Annotated in this window: 11 protein-coding genes; 8 read left to right on the forward strand and 3 right to left on the reverse strand. The window is 62.3% G+C overall.

The genetic code is table 11. From position 1 onward, the window contains the following. Window positions 1-22 precede the first annotated feature (22 nt). The 3 genes from ASD76_RS00665 to ASD76_RS00675 all read right to left on the reverse strand — a co-directional run bounded on the left by ASD76_RS00665 (window position 23) and on the right by ASD76_RS00675 (window position 3,823). Window positions 23-2,491, reverse strand: coding sequence for a TonB-dependent receptor (locus tag ASD76_RS00665; protein ID WP_055917024.1), 2,469 nt, complete (start codon window positions 2,489-2,491; stop codon window positions 23-25). A 281-nt stretch (window positions 2,492-2,772) separates the two neighbouring features. After that, on the reverse strand, window positions 2,773-2,982 hold the full coding sequence (locus tag ASD76_RS00670) for a helix-turn-helix domain-containing protein (RefSeq protein ID WP_055917027.1): 210 nt from the start codon (window positions 2,980-2,982) through the stop codon (window positions 2,773-2,775). Between the two features lie 205 nt (window positions 2,983-3,187). Continuing rightward, window positions 3,188-3,823 (reverse strand): helix-turn-helix domain-containing protein, encoded by a 636-nt coding sequence (locus ASD76_RS00675; protein WP_414826684.1) that lies wholly within the window; start codon window positions 3,821-3,823, stop codon window positions 3,188-3,190. A gap of 120 nt (window positions 3,824-3,943) precedes the next feature. Here ASD76_RS00675 and ASD76_RS00680 point away from each other — a divergent pair, with 120 nt between their 5' ends. The 8 genes from ASD76_RS00680 (at window position 3,944) to ASD76_RS00715 (ending at window position 14,754) form a co-directional block, all read left to right on the forward strand. Further along, window positions 3,944-5,929 (forward strand): serine hydrolase domain-containing protein, encoded by a 1,986-nt coding sequence (locus tag ASD76_RS00680; RefSeq protein WP_055917031.1) that lies wholly within the window; start codon window positions 3,944-3,946, stop codon window positions 5,927-5,929. A gap of 3 nt (window positions 5,930-5,932) precedes the next feature. Further along, window positions 5,933-6,943 (forward strand): dipeptide epimerase, encoded by a 1,011-nt coding sequence (locus tag ASD76_RS00685; RefSeq protein ID WP_055917035.1) that lies wholly within the window; start codon window positions 5,933-5,935, stop codon window positions 6,941-6,943. A gap of 128 nt (window positions 6,944-7,071) precedes the next feature. After that, window positions 7,072-9,303 (forward strand): TonB-dependent receptor, encoded by a 2,232-nt coding sequence (locus ASD76_RS00690; protein ID WP_055917039.1) that lies wholly within the window; start codon window positions 7,072-7,074, stop codon window positions 9,301-9,303. Window positions 9,304-9,374: 71 nt separating this feature from the next. Further along, on the forward strand, window positions 9,375-10,361 hold the full coding sequence (locus ASD76_RS00695; protein ID WP_235506440.1) for a DUF1611 domain-containing protein: 987 nt from the start codon (window positions 9,375-9,377) through the stop codon (window positions 10,359-10,361). A 1-nt stretch (window position 10,362) separates the two neighbouring features. Further along, window positions 10,363-11,505: a hypothetical protein gene (locus ASD76_RS00700; RefSeq protein ID WP_055917042.1), complete on the forward strand. Its 1,143-nt coding sequence runs from the start codon at window positions 10,363-10,365 to the stop codon at window positions 11,503-11,505. Further along, window positions 11,486-13,078, forward strand: a complete 1,593-nt coding sequence (locus ASD76_RS00705) for a serine hydrolase (protein WP_055917044.1) — start codon at window positions 11,486-11,488, stop codon at window positions 13,076-13,078. Before ASD76_RS00700 ends, ASD76_RS00705 begins: the two co-directional genes overlap by 20 nt. Next, complete coding sequence (locus ASD76_RS00710) at window positions 13,075-14,271, forward strand: dipeptidase (RefSeq protein ID WP_055917048.1); 1,197 nt, start codon at window positions 13,075-13,077, stop codon at window positions 14,269-14,271. Before ASD76_RS00705 ends, ASD76_RS00710 begins: the two co-directional genes overlap by 4 nt. 15 nt (window positions 14,272-14,286) lie before the next feature. Further along, the gene (locus tag ASD76_RS00715) at window positions 14,287-14,754 is read left to right on the forward strand and encodes an Lrp/AsnC family transcriptional regulator (RefSeq protein ID WP_055917051.1); all 468 of its coding nucleotides are present in this window, start codon (window positions 14,287-14,289) and stop codon (window positions 14,752-14,754) included. The last annotated feature ends 94 nt before the right edge of the window (window positions 14,755-14,848 follow it).

Raw genomic sequence — 14,848 nt, forward strand, 5'->3', positions numbered from 1 at the left:
CTCACTCCTCTCGAAGATCTCATCAGAACTGGCCTCCGATCCTGACCCCGTAGGTACGCGGCTGCTCCGCAGAGGCCGCGATGAGGCCGGCCGGATTGGTTGTTCCGCCGATCAGACGCCGGTTGTCTTCGATATTGTTGATGTAGAAGGTGACGAAAAGGCTGTCATCCTCGCGCCCAAACGTCATCGAGGCGTAGCTGACGAAAGTCGCCTCGGACTTGAGGTATGGAAGGTAGTCCGCCGAGGAATAGCTCGACGAACGATAGCGCGTTCCCGCGACCAGCACGGCCTTGTAGTCATTGCCGATGGGAATGGTCTGCTGGCCATTGAGGTTGAACGACCACTTCGGAGAGTTGAAGGCGACATTGCCCGAGCAATCGATCTCGAACACGTTGATCGACCCGCCAGGCGTCGACTGGGTCGTTGGCGTGTAAGGGCAGGTCGTGTTTGGCGGCAGTCCCTGGTTCGGTGTGAAGTAGACGAAGCTGTCGTACTTGGTGTCGAGATATTGGACATTCGCCGACAGCTGCGTGTTCTCGGCCGGCATGTACTCGAGGTCGAGGTCCACACCCTTGATCGTGCTGTCGCCGATATTTCGCGTGAGGAACACGGTCGAAGGCGGATTGCCAAGGTCGTAGCCGAACTGGCTGAACTGCTGATTCTTGTACTTCCACAGGAACGCCTCGACGTTCACCTGGAGGCGGTTGTCGAGGAAGCGGTTCTTGCTTCCGAGCGTGAAGGCCTTGATCGTTTCCGGTTCATAGGTGGAAATGCCGCGGGCGAACGAGAAGCCGCCGGCGTGATACCCTGTCTCGAAGCTCGCATAGATCATATTGCGGCGGCTCAGGTCGTATTGCGCCGCCAGCCGGTACGTGAACTTGTCGTTCTTGAGGCTGTCGTTGATGACGATCGGCGAGAAGAGCACGAATGGCGCAGTTTGCGATCCGCCTGCCACGGGCGGCAGGACAAACAACGGCACCGGAGTGATCGGTACGCCGAGCGAAGTGTAGAACGCGCGGAACTCGGCTTCCGTTGAGACGAGCGGGGCGAACGGCAGTGTCGGACAGAAATCCTGCGGCGGTGCAGGGTTGCCGCAGAACAGGATGTAGACATTCGACACGCCATCGAAAGTCTTCTTGTCTGAGGTATAGCGGCCAGCCATCGTGAAACTGAGCGGCTCGATTGGCCGCCAAGTAAGCTTGCCGAACCCCGCAACGCTCTCGGTCCCGGTGGTAAATTCCTGAAACGGGACCAGCGTCTGCTGGTTGTACCGCGCGGTCGCGTCGATATCCTCGTCGAAGTATATGGCGCCCAGCAGGTAGTCGACAGAGTCGCTGATGTCGCCGGCCCAACGGGCCTCGACACTGACCTGCTTGTCCTTCTCCTTGGTGAAACCCTGACGGAACACGCCGTTGAAGGCGTATTCGATCGAGGCTTCGCGATAGGCCGGCTGGATGGTCAGGGTGCCGGCGTCCGTCTCGTAGTTGACCTCCGCCGTGGCACCCCAGTAGTTGTTGTCGTTGTAGGGCCGGCCGTCGACAACGGCTCCCGCGCGTCCAACTTGCGAAATGAAGCGTGATGCCATCAGCGCATTCGATGCCGGATCCAACAGACCCTGCTGAGTGGAAAACCCGGTCGGTACGAACTGGTAGCCGGCGAAGCCCGTCGGACCGAACGTCGGGTTGACCGCGCCGAGGTAGTAACCGCTGCTGCTCGCACCGCCCTGATGCGAGAAGTCCAGCGCAAGGCGCAGGTCCAGTTGGTCGTTAGGCTCAGCGTAGACCTGCAGGCGGCCTGCGTATTCGCGCTGGTTGCCTGTATCGTCGCTCTGAAGAGCATCGCGATGAGAGATGGAACCCGCAGCCCGTAGCGCGACATCCTGGCCCAGGGGAACGTTGACCGCAGCTTGCCCGGTGAGCCAGTCGTAGTTGCCGTAGCCGAGCATGAAATTGCCCGAGGTCTCGCCGAGTTCCGGGCGATTGGGGATCACATTGATGGCGCCGCCCGTAGCATTACGGCCATAGAGCGTGCCCTGCGGGCCTTTGAGAACCTCGACGCGCTGGAGATCGTAGAAGACGCCTGATGTCGAGGTCGGCCGTCCGATATAGACGCCATCATAGTTGAACGAGATCGCGGGATCGGAATACCCGTTGACCGTCGCATTGCCGACACCGCGCACGAAAAACACCGTGGTCGGCCCGCCGCCGCCATTCGCGGCGAGCGAGGGCGTGATGCGTGACAGGTCTTCGGCGCGGATGACGTTCTGCTGCACGAGTTGGGCCGGTTCGATGATGTCGACCGGGATCGGGATGCTCTGGCCGCTTTCCTCGACGCGCTGCGCGGTCACGATGATGTCGGAAATTCCGCCCTGGCTCGTATCCTGCGCCGGGTCGGTGGGCACTGGCTGAGTTTCCTGCGCGACAGCGGCGGACGAGGCGAAGAAGACGCAGAGCGCGCCGACCGACGCGCTCACAAGAAGTTTCGCGGACATAATGGCTCTCCCAAACCTTATATTCCGGACTATAGGAATTAAAATTCATTCCGCAAAGAATTTTTCGCGAGAGGCTGTGGACAGCGCGCGAGGAAGGGGCTGGAAATTTGATCTGAGCAGGCGACTTCCATCGCGGGAGACTGTCAGGGAGGGTTGGAAAAGGCCCGGTTTGCTACGCTTCCGGCGCGGCGTGGTTCTCCGAGCCCTTGTCGTGTTGCTTACGGTATTTGCTCGGGGTCATGCCCAGTTCGGCGGTGAACGCACGAGGCGCCGCCGCTCGATTACCCGATCTTCGCTCCGATCTCGGAGATCGAGTCGTCGCTGGCCGTGAGCATGGCGGCCGCCTTACGCATGCGCACTTCGCGCAAGTAGTCGAATGGAGTCCGGCGGATGATGTCGACGAATTCCTGGGCGAAGGATGATCGCGAGCGCCGGCCGACCCGCGCCAGGCTGGTCAGATTCCAGTGCAGCCCCGGTTGCGAGTGAGGCATCCCGACATCATGAACAAGGAGAGGTCGCCGCTGGCGATGGCCTGGTTGGAGCGAATGCGGTCGCGGCCGGGGGTGGTGATGGCCCTCGCTCTCCCCACCCATACCTCTTGATTGGCAGGCGTAATCGCAAGTGGAACAATTGTTGCCTTCGCGCACGCTCACCGCGAACTGAACGGCATAATTCCTGGTTACTCTTCACTCGCTCTCATGAAACTGCGGCGCTTTCGCCCAGTAGGGACATGAGGTCCTGCGCCAAAGCCTCGTCGTCAGCGGAGCAGACGCCCAGCGTTATCGCTTCCTCGCAACCCTCGGCCACCAGGTAGGCATGCCCCATCGAGGAATCGATGTAGATCAACTCGCCCTCCTTGATGACCACCGGGTCGTAGAACTCGGTGTGTACTTCGATGCTGCCGGTGATGACGTAGACCACCTCTTCACCCTTGTGCCGAACGAGCTCGCCAAACTCCTCAAGCGACTTGGCGCGGATCTTCGTGATGATCGGAATCATCCGCTTCCGCCGCAACTCGGTGTTGAGATAGTAATAATCGTAGTTCGGCGTCGTGACCCGCACCGCGTCCGATGTTCGGCCGATGCTCCTTCGCCCGGTCACTTGGGCCTCTCGCCCCTCGCTGGGCATGGCAAAAAGCTCTGACATCGGAATCTTCAGCCGTTGGCTAACCTGCTGAAGCTTGTCGTAGCTGAGCGTCAGGCGCCCGTTCTCGACCTTGGACAGCGTCGAGAAGGGAATTCCCGAGTGCTTGCTCATGTCCTTCAAGGTCCAACCGAACCGATCGCGCAAGGCACGCATGATTGTGCCGAGATTGGGAGGATTATCGTTCAAGTCGCTTCCTCAGCCCGCATTGACATTTTTCCAATCAGGATATCTAAATCCTGATGGGGAGATTCTTGGCCAGAATATCCGGCGTCGGCCTATGGCGCAATCGGCTTGGAGGGAAGCTTAGTGCGACAGTTGAAAAAATGGATCGTTCCGCTGCTGCTGCTGGTCGGTGCAGGCGGTGTTTTTGCCCAGGGGCTCGTGCCCGAAGCGATCGCGCCCGCGGTTGGCGATAAGGCGCCGGCGCAGGCTGCTCCAACGCAGGCGGGCGGCGCCGCGCTGACCAAGACCGACGTCGACGCGTGGCTCGATGGGTTCTTGCCCTATGCCCTTGAAAGCGGCGATATCGCCGGTGCCGTGGTGGTCGTAGTGAAGGACGGGCAAGTCCTCACGCAACGCGGGTTCGGCTACGCGGATATCGACAAGCGCATCCCGGTATCCCCCGAAACGACTCTGTTCCGAACTGGCTCAGTGTCGAAGCTGACCACTTGGACGGCGATCATGCAGCTCGTCGAGCAAGGCAAGCTCGACCTCGACACCGACGTCAACAAGTACCTCGATTTCACCATCCCCGCCTACGAAGGCAAGCCGATCACCCTGCGCAACATCATGACGCACACGGCCGGTTTCCAGGAAACCGTCCGTCGGCTGATCAGCGACAACCCGGAGGACATGGTTTCGCTTGGCGAATACGTGAAGAACGACATTCCGGCGCGCATCTTTCCGCCGGGTGAAGTGCCTGCCTATTCGAACTACGCCACCGCGCTTGCGGGCCGAATTATCGAGCGTGTGTCGGGTCAATCCTACGACGAATATGTCGAGCAGCACATCTTCAAGCCGCTGGGCATGACCTATGCGACGTTCCGGCAGCCGGTCCCGGCAAACCTCGCTCCTCACCTGAGCCAGGGCTATGGGCCGGGGCTCAACAAGCCCGAGAAGTTTGAATATGTCGTGCCAGCACCTGCGGGCAGCCAAGCCGCGAGCGGGGCCGACATGGCGAAGTTCATGATCGCCCATCTCAACGACGGCGCGGGCCTGATGAAGCCCGAAACCGCCAAAATGATGCACGAATTCGAGTTGAATTCGCTGCCCCCGCTGCACGCCATGGCGCTCGGTTTCTACCGCGATGACGTCAATGGCCACCGCGTCCTCGCGCACGGCGGCGACACTGTCTTCATGCACTCCAACCTCGACTTGTTCGTCGATGACAACGTCGGACTGTTCATTTCGATGAACAGCGATGGGCAGAACGGATCGCCCCGCTGGCTGCGCGAGGCGCTGCTCGCGCAATTCGCTGACCGGTACTTCCCGCAGGAACTGGCGGGCAAGCCGATCGACGAGAAGACGGCGCGTGAGCACGCCCAGATGCTGGCGGGCACTTACGCCAGCTCGCGCGGGTTCGAGACCAACTTCATGAGCATGCTTGACCTGGTCGGGCAGGAAAAAGTCGGGGTCGACGAAAAGGGCGGCATCCTCGTTGGCAGCGCTGCCAATGCAGCGGGCCAGCCGCGCAAATGGATCGAAGTCGAGCCGTTCGTCTGGCGCGACCGCGATAGCGGCATGAAGCTCGCGGCCAAGGTGGAGGACGGCAAAGTCACCGAGTGGCGCTTCGATACGATTAGCGCAATCATGAGCTTCCGACGCGTCCCGTGGTACAAGGACACGGCGTGGTTCTTCCCGGTGCTGCTGGGGGCGATCGGTGTGGTGTTCCTCTCGGCGGTTGCGTGGCCGGCGGGCGCCATCGCCCGGCGGCGTTACAAGGCCGCCAGCCGCTACGAAGGTCGCAGGTTGCGTTCTCAACGTATCCTGCACGGAGCGCAGTGGCTGGTTTTGGCCGTCCTGACCGGCTGGGTGACCTGGTTCTACCTGGGCCTGAGCAACCTCTCGATGCTTAGTGGTCCGCTCGATCCGCTTCTCTACGCCCTGCAGATCCTAAGCCCGATCGCCCTGTTCGGCTTGCTCATCGGTAGCGGCTGGAACCTGTGGACGGCCCGCAAGGAAAAGCGCGGGTGGTTCGCGCTGCTCTGGGCTGTGCTGCTTGTCCTTTCCGCGGTGGTCCTGCTGTGGATGGCCTTTGCCTTCCACATGTTCAGCTTCGGAACGAACTACTGAGACATGCGGCGCCGGCTGACGTTGCGTGAGGAACGGTTCGCCTTTCGCGAACCGTTCCACATCTCTGGTCACAAGTTCACTGAAACAAAGGTGCTGGTCGCAGAGATCGCGGCTGGAGACAGTGTCGGGCTCGGAGAGGGGGCGGGGGTATACTATCTCGGTGACGATCTCGCGCACATGCGCGATCAGGCCGAGAGCGCCCGCGTCGAGCTCGAAGCGGGCGCCGATCGGGCGGAGCTACAGTCCCTGCTTCCACCCGGCGGCGCCCGCAATGCGCTCGATTGCGCCCTATGGGATCTCGAGGCTCGGACGGTCGGAGTGCCGGTGTGGCAGTTGGCGGGCCTCGGCAAGTTCGATCCGCTGCCCACGACCATGACAATCAGCGCGGATGCCCCGGTGAAAATGGCGGAAGTTGCGGCCGGCCGCTTCGGCGACTGGCCAATGCTCAAGCTCAAGTTGACAGGCGATGTCGGGCTCGATGCCGATCGGGTACGCTCCGTGCGCCGGGCGCGCCCGGATGCGTGGCTCGGTGTGGATGCCAACCAAGGCTACACCGCCGACAACCTCGGACGACTGGTCGAGATCCTCCTCGAAGCGAAGGTCGAACTGCTGGAGCAACCGCTCGCCCGAGGTGCCGAACAGGACTTGGACGACCTATCCCGGCCCCTGCCTTTCGCGGCCGACGAAAGTGTCTGCACGTTGACCGAAGTCGAGCAGGCGACGGGACGGTTCGACGCAGTGAATATCAAGCTCGACAAGTGTGGAGGTCTCACCGAAGCGCTGGCCATTGCCCGCCGCTGTCGCGAACTCGGCCTTCAGGTGATGGTCGGGAACATGATGGGTAGCAGCCTGTCGATGGCGCCCTCGCTGGTTGTGGGTCAGCTCTGCGATATCGTCGACCTGGATGGTCCGACGTTCCTGGCCTCGGACCGTCCAGGGTCAATCCGCTACTTCGATGGGAAGGTCGATGCCGGAACGGCCGACTGGGGCCTCCTGGCAACACTCCCAAGATGATTTCCTAAACGGATTGACATACTCCAATCAGAAAATACGATCCTGTTTGGGATCAAAGTAGCTGTATCGGGAAGACTGTTCGATGGCGCGTTAGGGAGCGTGTCCGCCGAGCCTCAGGGAGGTCACAAATGAAGAAATCTGTTCTTCGCATCGGTAGCGCCGTGCTGGCGCTAGCAACCGGCCTCGCGGCCACTCACGCTTCTGCTCAGGATGCGCAAAGCGCGACGAACGAAGGCGAGACCATTCTGGTCACCGCGCAGAAGCGGTCGCAGGAACTGATCGAGGTGCCGCAATCGGTCACCGTCGTATCGGGCTCAACGCTTGAGGAGCAGCACGCGGACAGCTTCTCCGACTACCTGAAATTGGTCCCGGGCCTTCAGCTCGACCAGAGCCGCCCTGGGCAGGGCCGCCTGATCCTCCGCGGCGTCAACACCGAGGGCGTCGCCTCGACGATCGGCATCTACATGGACGAAACGCCGTTCGGTTCGAGCAGCGGTCTCGTCAACGGCGCCGTTCTCGCCGCCGACTTCGACACTTTCGATCTCGACCGTATCGAGGTGCTGCGTGGGCCGCAGGGCACCTTCTACGGCGCGAGTTCGCTAAGCGGCGTGCTGAAGTTCGTGACCACCGAGCCTTCGACCAGCGAAACCGTTGTTCGCGCACGGGCGGGCGTTGAACTGACCAAAGGTGGCGCGGCAAGCGGGTACGGTAATCTCGTCGTCAACGTGCCGATCTCCAGTATTGCGGCCTTCCGGGCCTCGGGCAGCTATCGCAGCATTGGAGGGTTCATCGATTCAGTCGGGGCCGGTGGCTCGGACGTTGAAAAGAACATCGACGACAGCAAGTCTTTTGGCGGACGAGCCTCGCTTCTGGTCATGCCGAGCGACGCTATCGACCTGCGCTTCACCGCAGTGCTCCAGAATATCGACGCCGATGCGCCCTCGCTTGCGGAGAGCGACCCTGAGACGCTCGAAATGCTGCATGGCGGCTATACGCAGTCGCAGTTTATTCCCGGGTTCAGCGACCTTCGCTACCGGGTCTACAATGCCACCGGCAACTTCGACCTCGGCTTCGGCACGCTCACCTCGTCAACCAGCTACGGCACACAAAAGCAGAGTCTGCGGACTGACTACAGCTTCGCTCTCTCCCCACTGATCGAGGCGATCACCACGGAGCCCAACGAGTTCTTCCAGGATCAATCGACGGACTCGGAGAAGTTCACCCAGGAGCTGCGTCTTGCGGGTGAATCGACGCTCGTCGACTGGCTGGCGGGCCTCTACTACACCGATGAAGACGGTCTGATCGAACAGGACTTCATCGCTTCAACTCCGGGCACAACGACGCCGATCGCCGGGTTGCCGACGCTGGGCTACGCCCTGGTCGAGTCGAGCTATCGCGAGGCTGCCGCCTTCGCCAACCTCACCTGGCATGTGTCCGACCGTTTCGACATCGACGTTGGCGGGCGGTACAGCGACAACAAGCAGACAGCGCACCAGGTCACCGATGGCCTCCTGGTCGGCGGCTTCCTGGATCTTCCGGTGTTTGAATCGAAGGAGAACGTGTTCACCTACTCGGTCGCGCCGCGTTTCGAGCTCAGCGACAACGCGTCCATCTATGCGCGTGTCGCCAGCGGCTTCCGTCCGGGCGGCCCCAACGTCCTGGCGCCGAACCAGCCCATCGATCAAGCGACATACGATTCAGACTCGCTGACCAACTACGAGTTGGGGCTGAAGGCGCAGACGCCGGATCGCAAGTATGGGATCGAAGTCGCCATCTTCCATATCGACTGGAATGATATCCAGCTTCTGGCGGAAAGGGACGGCTTCAACTTCAACGCGAATGGTGGCGGCGCCAAGATCGATGGCCTCGAGTTGACCGCCTCCGCAGCGCCGGCTGCCAACTTCAACCTCTCGCTCAACACCGCCTACACGAACGCCCGCCTTTCCACCGATACGCTGATCGGTGGTCTCGAAGGCGACCGGCTTCCATTCACGCCGAAATTCTCGGCGTCGCTCAACGGCGACTACACCGTCATGGTGGGCAACGACGTGGAGGCCTACTTCGGCGGCTCGTTGCGTTACCTCTCCGACCAATCGGCGAGCTTTGACGCCGACTATCGTGCGGCGCACGGCGAACAGCGGACGATCGACGCCTATGCCGTGATCGACCTCAACGCCGGGATCACGGTCGATCAGTTCGACATCCAGCTCTACGTCAAGAACCTGACCAGCAGTGCGGGCCGTACGTCTACGACCGGGACCGATGTGTTCGGCGGCTTCCCGCTCTTCCCGGATGGCGCGATCGGCACCGGCGTGATCCGTCCGAGAACTGTTGGCCTGTCAGTAAGGGCAGAGTTTTGACCCCTAACCCGAAGATAAACCAAGCACAGGGAAGCACGGAGCCAGTCGGCCTCGCGCTTCCCGCGCCATACTTGCTGTTCCTGGGCGACGTCACGACGGCCGCCTATGCAAAGACTGCCTTCGGGTTGCGCGACTGGGCAGGTGACAAGTGCATCGGCGAGTTCGCCTTGCCGGGGGCCACCGTAACTGCGGGGCTGCCGGCAATGACGCCCGCCGATGCACTTAAGGCCGGGGCAAAATCGCTCGTGATCGGCATCGCCAATGAAGGGGGCAAGATTCCGCCTTCGTGGATTCCGGCGCTTGTCGAAGCGATTGAAACCGGCCTCGACATCGTGAGCGGCATGCATGTGCGGCTGGCGAGCGTGCCGGCCGTGCGCGAAGCGGCGCAACGTTGCGGCCGCGCCCTGATCGACGTGCGCACGCCACCACCGGGAATTCAGATCGGCTCCGGGCGCAAACGCAGCGGCAAGCGACTGCTGACGGTCGGGACCGACTGCGCGCTAGGCAAGAAATACACTGCACTCGCTATTGCACGGGCTCTTCAGGATCGAGGGGTTCCGGCGGATTTTCGCGCTACGGGGCAGACCGGCATCATGATCGCCGGCAGCGGCATGCCGATGGACGCGGTGGTTTCCGACTTTCTGTCGGGCGCTGCGGAAATGATCAGTCCCGCTGCGCCGGCGGACCACTGGGACATAATCGAGGGACAGGGTTCGCTTTACCACCCGGGCTTTGCCGGAGTTTCGCTGGGCCTCCTCCATGGTAGCCAGCCCGACGTGTTCATCGTTTGTCATGATCCGACCCGTACGGAAATCGTTGGCCTTCCGGGCCTTCCCTTGCCCACGCTCGAGGAGCTCATCGAACTAACCCTGACTTTGGGGTACCGGGTCAATCCGGCGATCCGCTGCGGGGGAATTTCGCTGAACACGTCGGCGCTGACGGAAGCAGAGGCAGCGGACGCGATCGCAGAAACAAGCGCGGCTATCGGGCTGCCCGCCGCCGATCCGCTGCGCGGCGGGCCCGAGTTCGACCGCTTGGTCTATTCCTGCCTCGCCTGACATGACCGGCGAAGCCCGAATCGAGGGTCCGAGCTGGTTTCAGCGCTACCTGCTACCTGGGCTGGCGTTCAAGGCGCTGGTGATCGGCGGCGGGTACGCCACCGGGCGCGAAGTCGCCGAGTTCTTTCTTCCGAGCGGCCCCTGGGGCGGCCTCGCCGCGATCGGCCTTGCGACCCTGCTGTTCAGTGCCGGCTGCGCGCTCACGTTCCTGTTCGCGCTGGCGACGCGCAGCCTCGAGTACCAGAGCTTCTTCAAGGCGCTGCTGGGGCGCGGGTGGGTCGCGTGGGAGATCACCTACGTCCTGTTCGTGATCCTGATCCTCGCCGTGTACGGTGCGGCGGCAGGCGAGATCGGTGTGGCGCTGTTCGCCTTGCCGAACCTGGTGGGCACGTTCCTGCTGATGGCCGGCATCGTTCTGGCCGTGATGTACGGCAACAAATCCGTCGAGCGCCTGTTCGAGTGGGTCTCCTACCTCCTTTATGGCGTCTATGCCCTGTTCTTCATCCTGGCCTTTTCCTCGTTCGGCGGCCGCATCGTCGATGCCTTCAGCGCGCCTTTCCACTCAGGCGGGTGGGCGCTCAGCGGTGCGACCTATTTCAGCTACAACATCATCGGCGCGATCGTGGTGCTGCCGGTGGTGCGGCACCTTACCAGCCGGCGCGATGCGATCATCGCGGGCGCGATCTGCGGGCCGCTGGCGATGCTGCCAGCGCTGCTGTTCTTCACGGCTGCGGTCGCCTTCTATCCAGAGATAATGGATGCGACGCTGCCGTCAGACTTCCTGTTGCAGCGGCTCGGCTCGCCGCTATTCCACTACCTGTTCCAGCTGATGGTCTTTTCGGCGCTGCTGGAAAGCGGGGCGAGCGCCGTCCACGCTTTCAACGAGCGTGTCGATCAAACCTGGAAGCGCCGCCATGGCGCACCGCTTGGGCCAGCACGGCGCACGGTCCTCACGCTCGTCCTGCTGGTGCTGTGCATGTTCCTCGCCAGCGCTGTCGGCCTGGTGGACCTGATAGGCAGCGGTTATCGCGGCTTGGCTTTCATCCTGCTCGCGATCTACGTCGTGCCCCTCGCTACGATCGGGCTAGTTCGCATCCTCAAGAAACCCAGCCTCGGAGACGACGATGATCTGCAAGCGTCCTGACGTGCTGCGTCTGGCGATACCGCTCTTGCTGGCGCTGGTTCCCGGCTTTGCGCTGGCTGATCCGCCCAAGGGCTTTGCCGAGCATGTCGAACAGCTGCGGCAGGACTCGGGCGCGCCCGGCATCGCGATCGCCATCGTCGAGCACGGCCAGACCACACTGTCGCAGGGGTGGGGCGTACGCCAGCAAGCCGAGTCCGCGAGGGTCGACGAGCGCACGATCTTTCCGACGGGCTCGACCGGCAAGGCCTTCACCGTTGCCGCAATCGCCACACTGGTCGATCAGGGCAAGCTCGGCTGGGACGACAAGGTGATCGACCATATCCCGTGGTTCCAGATGTACGACCCCTGGGTCACGCGTGAGATCACGATCCGCGACCTGATGGTCCATCGCAGCGGCCTCGGGCTCGGCGCGGGCGACCTCATGTTCGTGCCGCGCACTTATCTGAGCCGCAAGGAAACGGTCGAGCGCCTGCGCTACATCAAGCCCGCAACGAGCTTCCGTTCGGCCTATGCCTACGACAACGTGCTTTACGTGGTGCTTGGCCAACTGATCGAGGAAGTCACGGGTAAGACCTGGGAAGAGTACATGGCGTCCGAGGTACTTGCGCGGGGCGGCATGACCGACTCCACCGCGACCTACGACGCGCGCTACGCCACCGCCAACCGCGCGCTGCCGCACGGACGAGTCGGCGACGTCATCCGCGGGCTTGGCCCCAATAGCGTGCTCGACGAGCGCAACGAACTTGGCCGCAATGCGATGCCGGCGGGCGGGCTGGCGATGAGCGCCAACGACCTTGCGCAATGGCTCAAGATTCAGCTCGGGCACGGCGCGTTGCCGAGCGGCGGGCGTCTGTTCAGTGAGGATGCGGCTCGCGAGATGTGGACGCCGGTGACGATCCAGCCGATCGACGCCTGGCCAGACGATCTCGCCCCGGCGACCCCCCAGTCCAGCGCCTACGCGCTCGGCTGGGACGTCGAGACCTATCGCGGTGCGCGGATGATCTGGCACAGCGGCGGCGTATTCGGCGCGATCGCGGTGGTCGTGCTCCTGCCCGATCAGGATGTCGGCTTCGCGATAGTCATCAACTCGGAGGAAGCGGCGCTGCGCCGTGGGCTGATGTACGAACTGATCGACCACTACCTCGGGCTGCCGGACAATGATTGGTACGCCAAGTGGGACAAGTTCGTCGATGCTCGGCTCGAAGGCGGAAAGGCGGCCCTGGCGCAGATGCAGGACAAGCCGGCGCAAGTCGGCCCGAGCCTTCCACTCGGGTCCTACGCCGGAACCTACCGCGATCCCTGGTACGGCGACGTCGTGGTCAGCGAGCGCGACGGTGGGCTCTGGATCAACTTCGCCAGCACGCCGCGGATGGAGGGTCGACTGGTTCACTATCAGTACGACACCTTCAAGACCGAGCTGACCGACAAGGCGGTCGAGAATGCGCTGGTGACGTTCCAGCTAGACGCCCACGGCAAAGTCGAGCGGGCCAAGATGGTCGCCGCCTCGCCGCTTGCCGATTTCAGTTACGACTACCAAGACCTCGACCTCACGCCCGTGAAAGACAAACCATGAGTGCCTACAAGTTTCTCGCCGTCGCTTCCCTGTTGGCGCTGGCGGCCTGCTCCCGCTCGGAAGAGGCCCCTGCCGATGATCCGGCGGCAGTGCACAAAGGCCTGCTGGTGCTCGATACTCACCTGGACACGCCGCTCAACTTCGACCGGCCGGGCTGGAGCTTTGCTGACCGGCACACGCTGGCGAATGACCTGGTCCAGCTGGACTTGCCACGTATGGCGGATGGCAACCTCGATGGCGGCTTCTTCTCGATCTACACGGCGCAGGGTCCATTGACGCCCAAAGGCTACGCCGACGCGCTCACCTTCGCGCGCAAGCGCTCGGATTCGATCGATCGCGTGATCTCAGAGAATTCTGGCGTGATCTCTCCGGCAACGACGGCCGACGATGGCGAGCGGCTGGCAGCGGATGGCAAGCTCATCGCCTTCAAGAGCATGGAAAACAGCTATCCTCTCGGCGAAGACCTGTCGCTCCTCAAGGAGTTCTACGACCGTGGTGTCCGACTGGCTGGCCCGGTGCATTCCCTGAACAACCAGTTCGCTGATTCCTCGGGAGACAAACCCCGTTGGAACGGCCTTAGCCCGCTCGGCAGGGAGTGGGTGGCAGAGATGAACCGGCTAGGCATCGTGATCGACGGCAGCCATTCCTCGGACGCGGCGTTCGACCAGATGCTGGAACTGTCGAAGACCCCGCTGATCCTGTCCCACACCTCGCCGCGCTGGGCGTTCGATCATCCCCGCAATCTCGATGATGAACGCATCAAGAAGCTCGCGGCGAAGGGCGGGGCGATCTGCATGTCGACCATCTACCTGTCACCGATGAACCTTACGCCGGCGCGCGCCAAGCTGTTCGACCAGTACGAGCACATCGCCGACCTCGACCCCAAGGCCCAGGCCGAACTCGTGCGGCAGTGGCGCGAGCTCGACAAGACCGAGGGTATGTGGTCGACGACCTTCGAGCAGTACATGACCGCCTTGCTGCACGTGATCGAAGTCGCCGGTGTCGATCATGTCTGCTTCGGTGCGGATTGGGATGGCGGCGGCGGCATCAAGGGCATGGAGGACATCACAGCCCTTCCAGTCGTGACCCATCGGCTGCTGAAGGCGGGCTACACGCGCGAGGACATCGACAAGATGACCGGCGGCAATGTCCTCCGGATTTTGCGCGCCGCGCAGGTGGCGGCCGAGAGATAGGATCGGACAGTTGACTTGGCAGAGCTGCTAGATCGTTACGAGAAGCGTATCCTGGCTCTGCTCCAGGAGGACGCTTCGCTGTCGACGGCCGCGATTGCCGAGAAGGTTGGGCTTTCCTCCTCGCCGTGCTGGCGCAGGATCGACAGGCTCGAGCGTGAAGGCTTCATCCGCCGTAAGGTCGCCTTGGTCGATCGGAAGAAGATAGGGCTCAATGCTCAGATCTTCGCGCAGATCAAACTCAACGCCCACGGCCGCGCCAACCTCGACGAGTTCACGGCCGCGATCCGGGCCTTTCCGGAAGTCCTTGAATGCTACGTGCTGATGGGGCCGGTCGACTTCCTGATCCGCGTCGTCGCTACCGACATTGAGGCCTATGAGAAGTTCTTCTTCGACCGGCTCTCGCAACTACCCGGAGTGCAGGAGGTCAACTCGACCGTTGCGCTCTCGGAGATCAAGGCGACGACCGAACTGCCCATTCCCTGATAGCTCGCATGGGTCTGGCGAATGATTTGACCCGAGATTGCTGTAATCGCGGCAGGATTTTGCGAAAATTGCAGTCTTGCGCGGCTAGATAGGT

This window comes from Altererythrobacter sp. Root672, assembly GCF_001427865.1.
Lineage (GTDB): Bacteria > Pseudomonadota > Alphaproteobacteria > Sphingomonadales > Sphingomonadaceae > Croceibacterium_A.

What these genes read in the sequence shown, in the direction of transcription:
- ASD76_RS00665 (WP_055917024.1), bottom strand. Translation starts at nt 2,491, where the DNA reads ATGTCCGCGAAACTTCTTGTGAGCGCGTCGGTCGGCGCGCTCTGCGTC.
- ASD76_RS00670 (WP_055917027.1), bottom strand. Translation starts at nt 2,982, where the DNA reads ATGCCTCACTCGCAACCGGGGCTGCACTGGAATCTGACCAGCCTGGCG.
- ASD76_RS00685 (WP_055917035.1), top strand. Translation starts at nt 5,933, where the DNA reads ATGCGGCGCCGGCTGACGTTGCGTGAGGAACGGTTCGCCTTTCGCGAA.
- ASD76_RS00690 (WP_055917039.1), top strand. Translation starts at nt 7,072, where the DNA reads ATGAAGAAATCTGTTCTTCGCATCGGTAGCGCCGTGCTGGCGCTAGCA.
- ASD76_RS00700 (WP_055917042.1), top strand. Translation starts at nt 10,363, where the DNA reads ATGACCGGCGAAGCCCGAATCGAGGGTCCGAGCTGGTTTCAGCGCTAC.
- ASD76_RS00705 (WP_055917044.1), top strand. Translation starts at nt 11,486, where the DNA reads ATGATCTGCAAGCGTCCTGACGTGCTGCGTCTGGCGATACCGCTCTTG.
- ASD76_RS00710 (WP_055917048.1), top strand. Translation starts at nt 13,075, where the DNA reads ATGAGTGCCTACAAGTTTCTCGCCGTCGCTTCCCTGTTGGCGCTGGCG.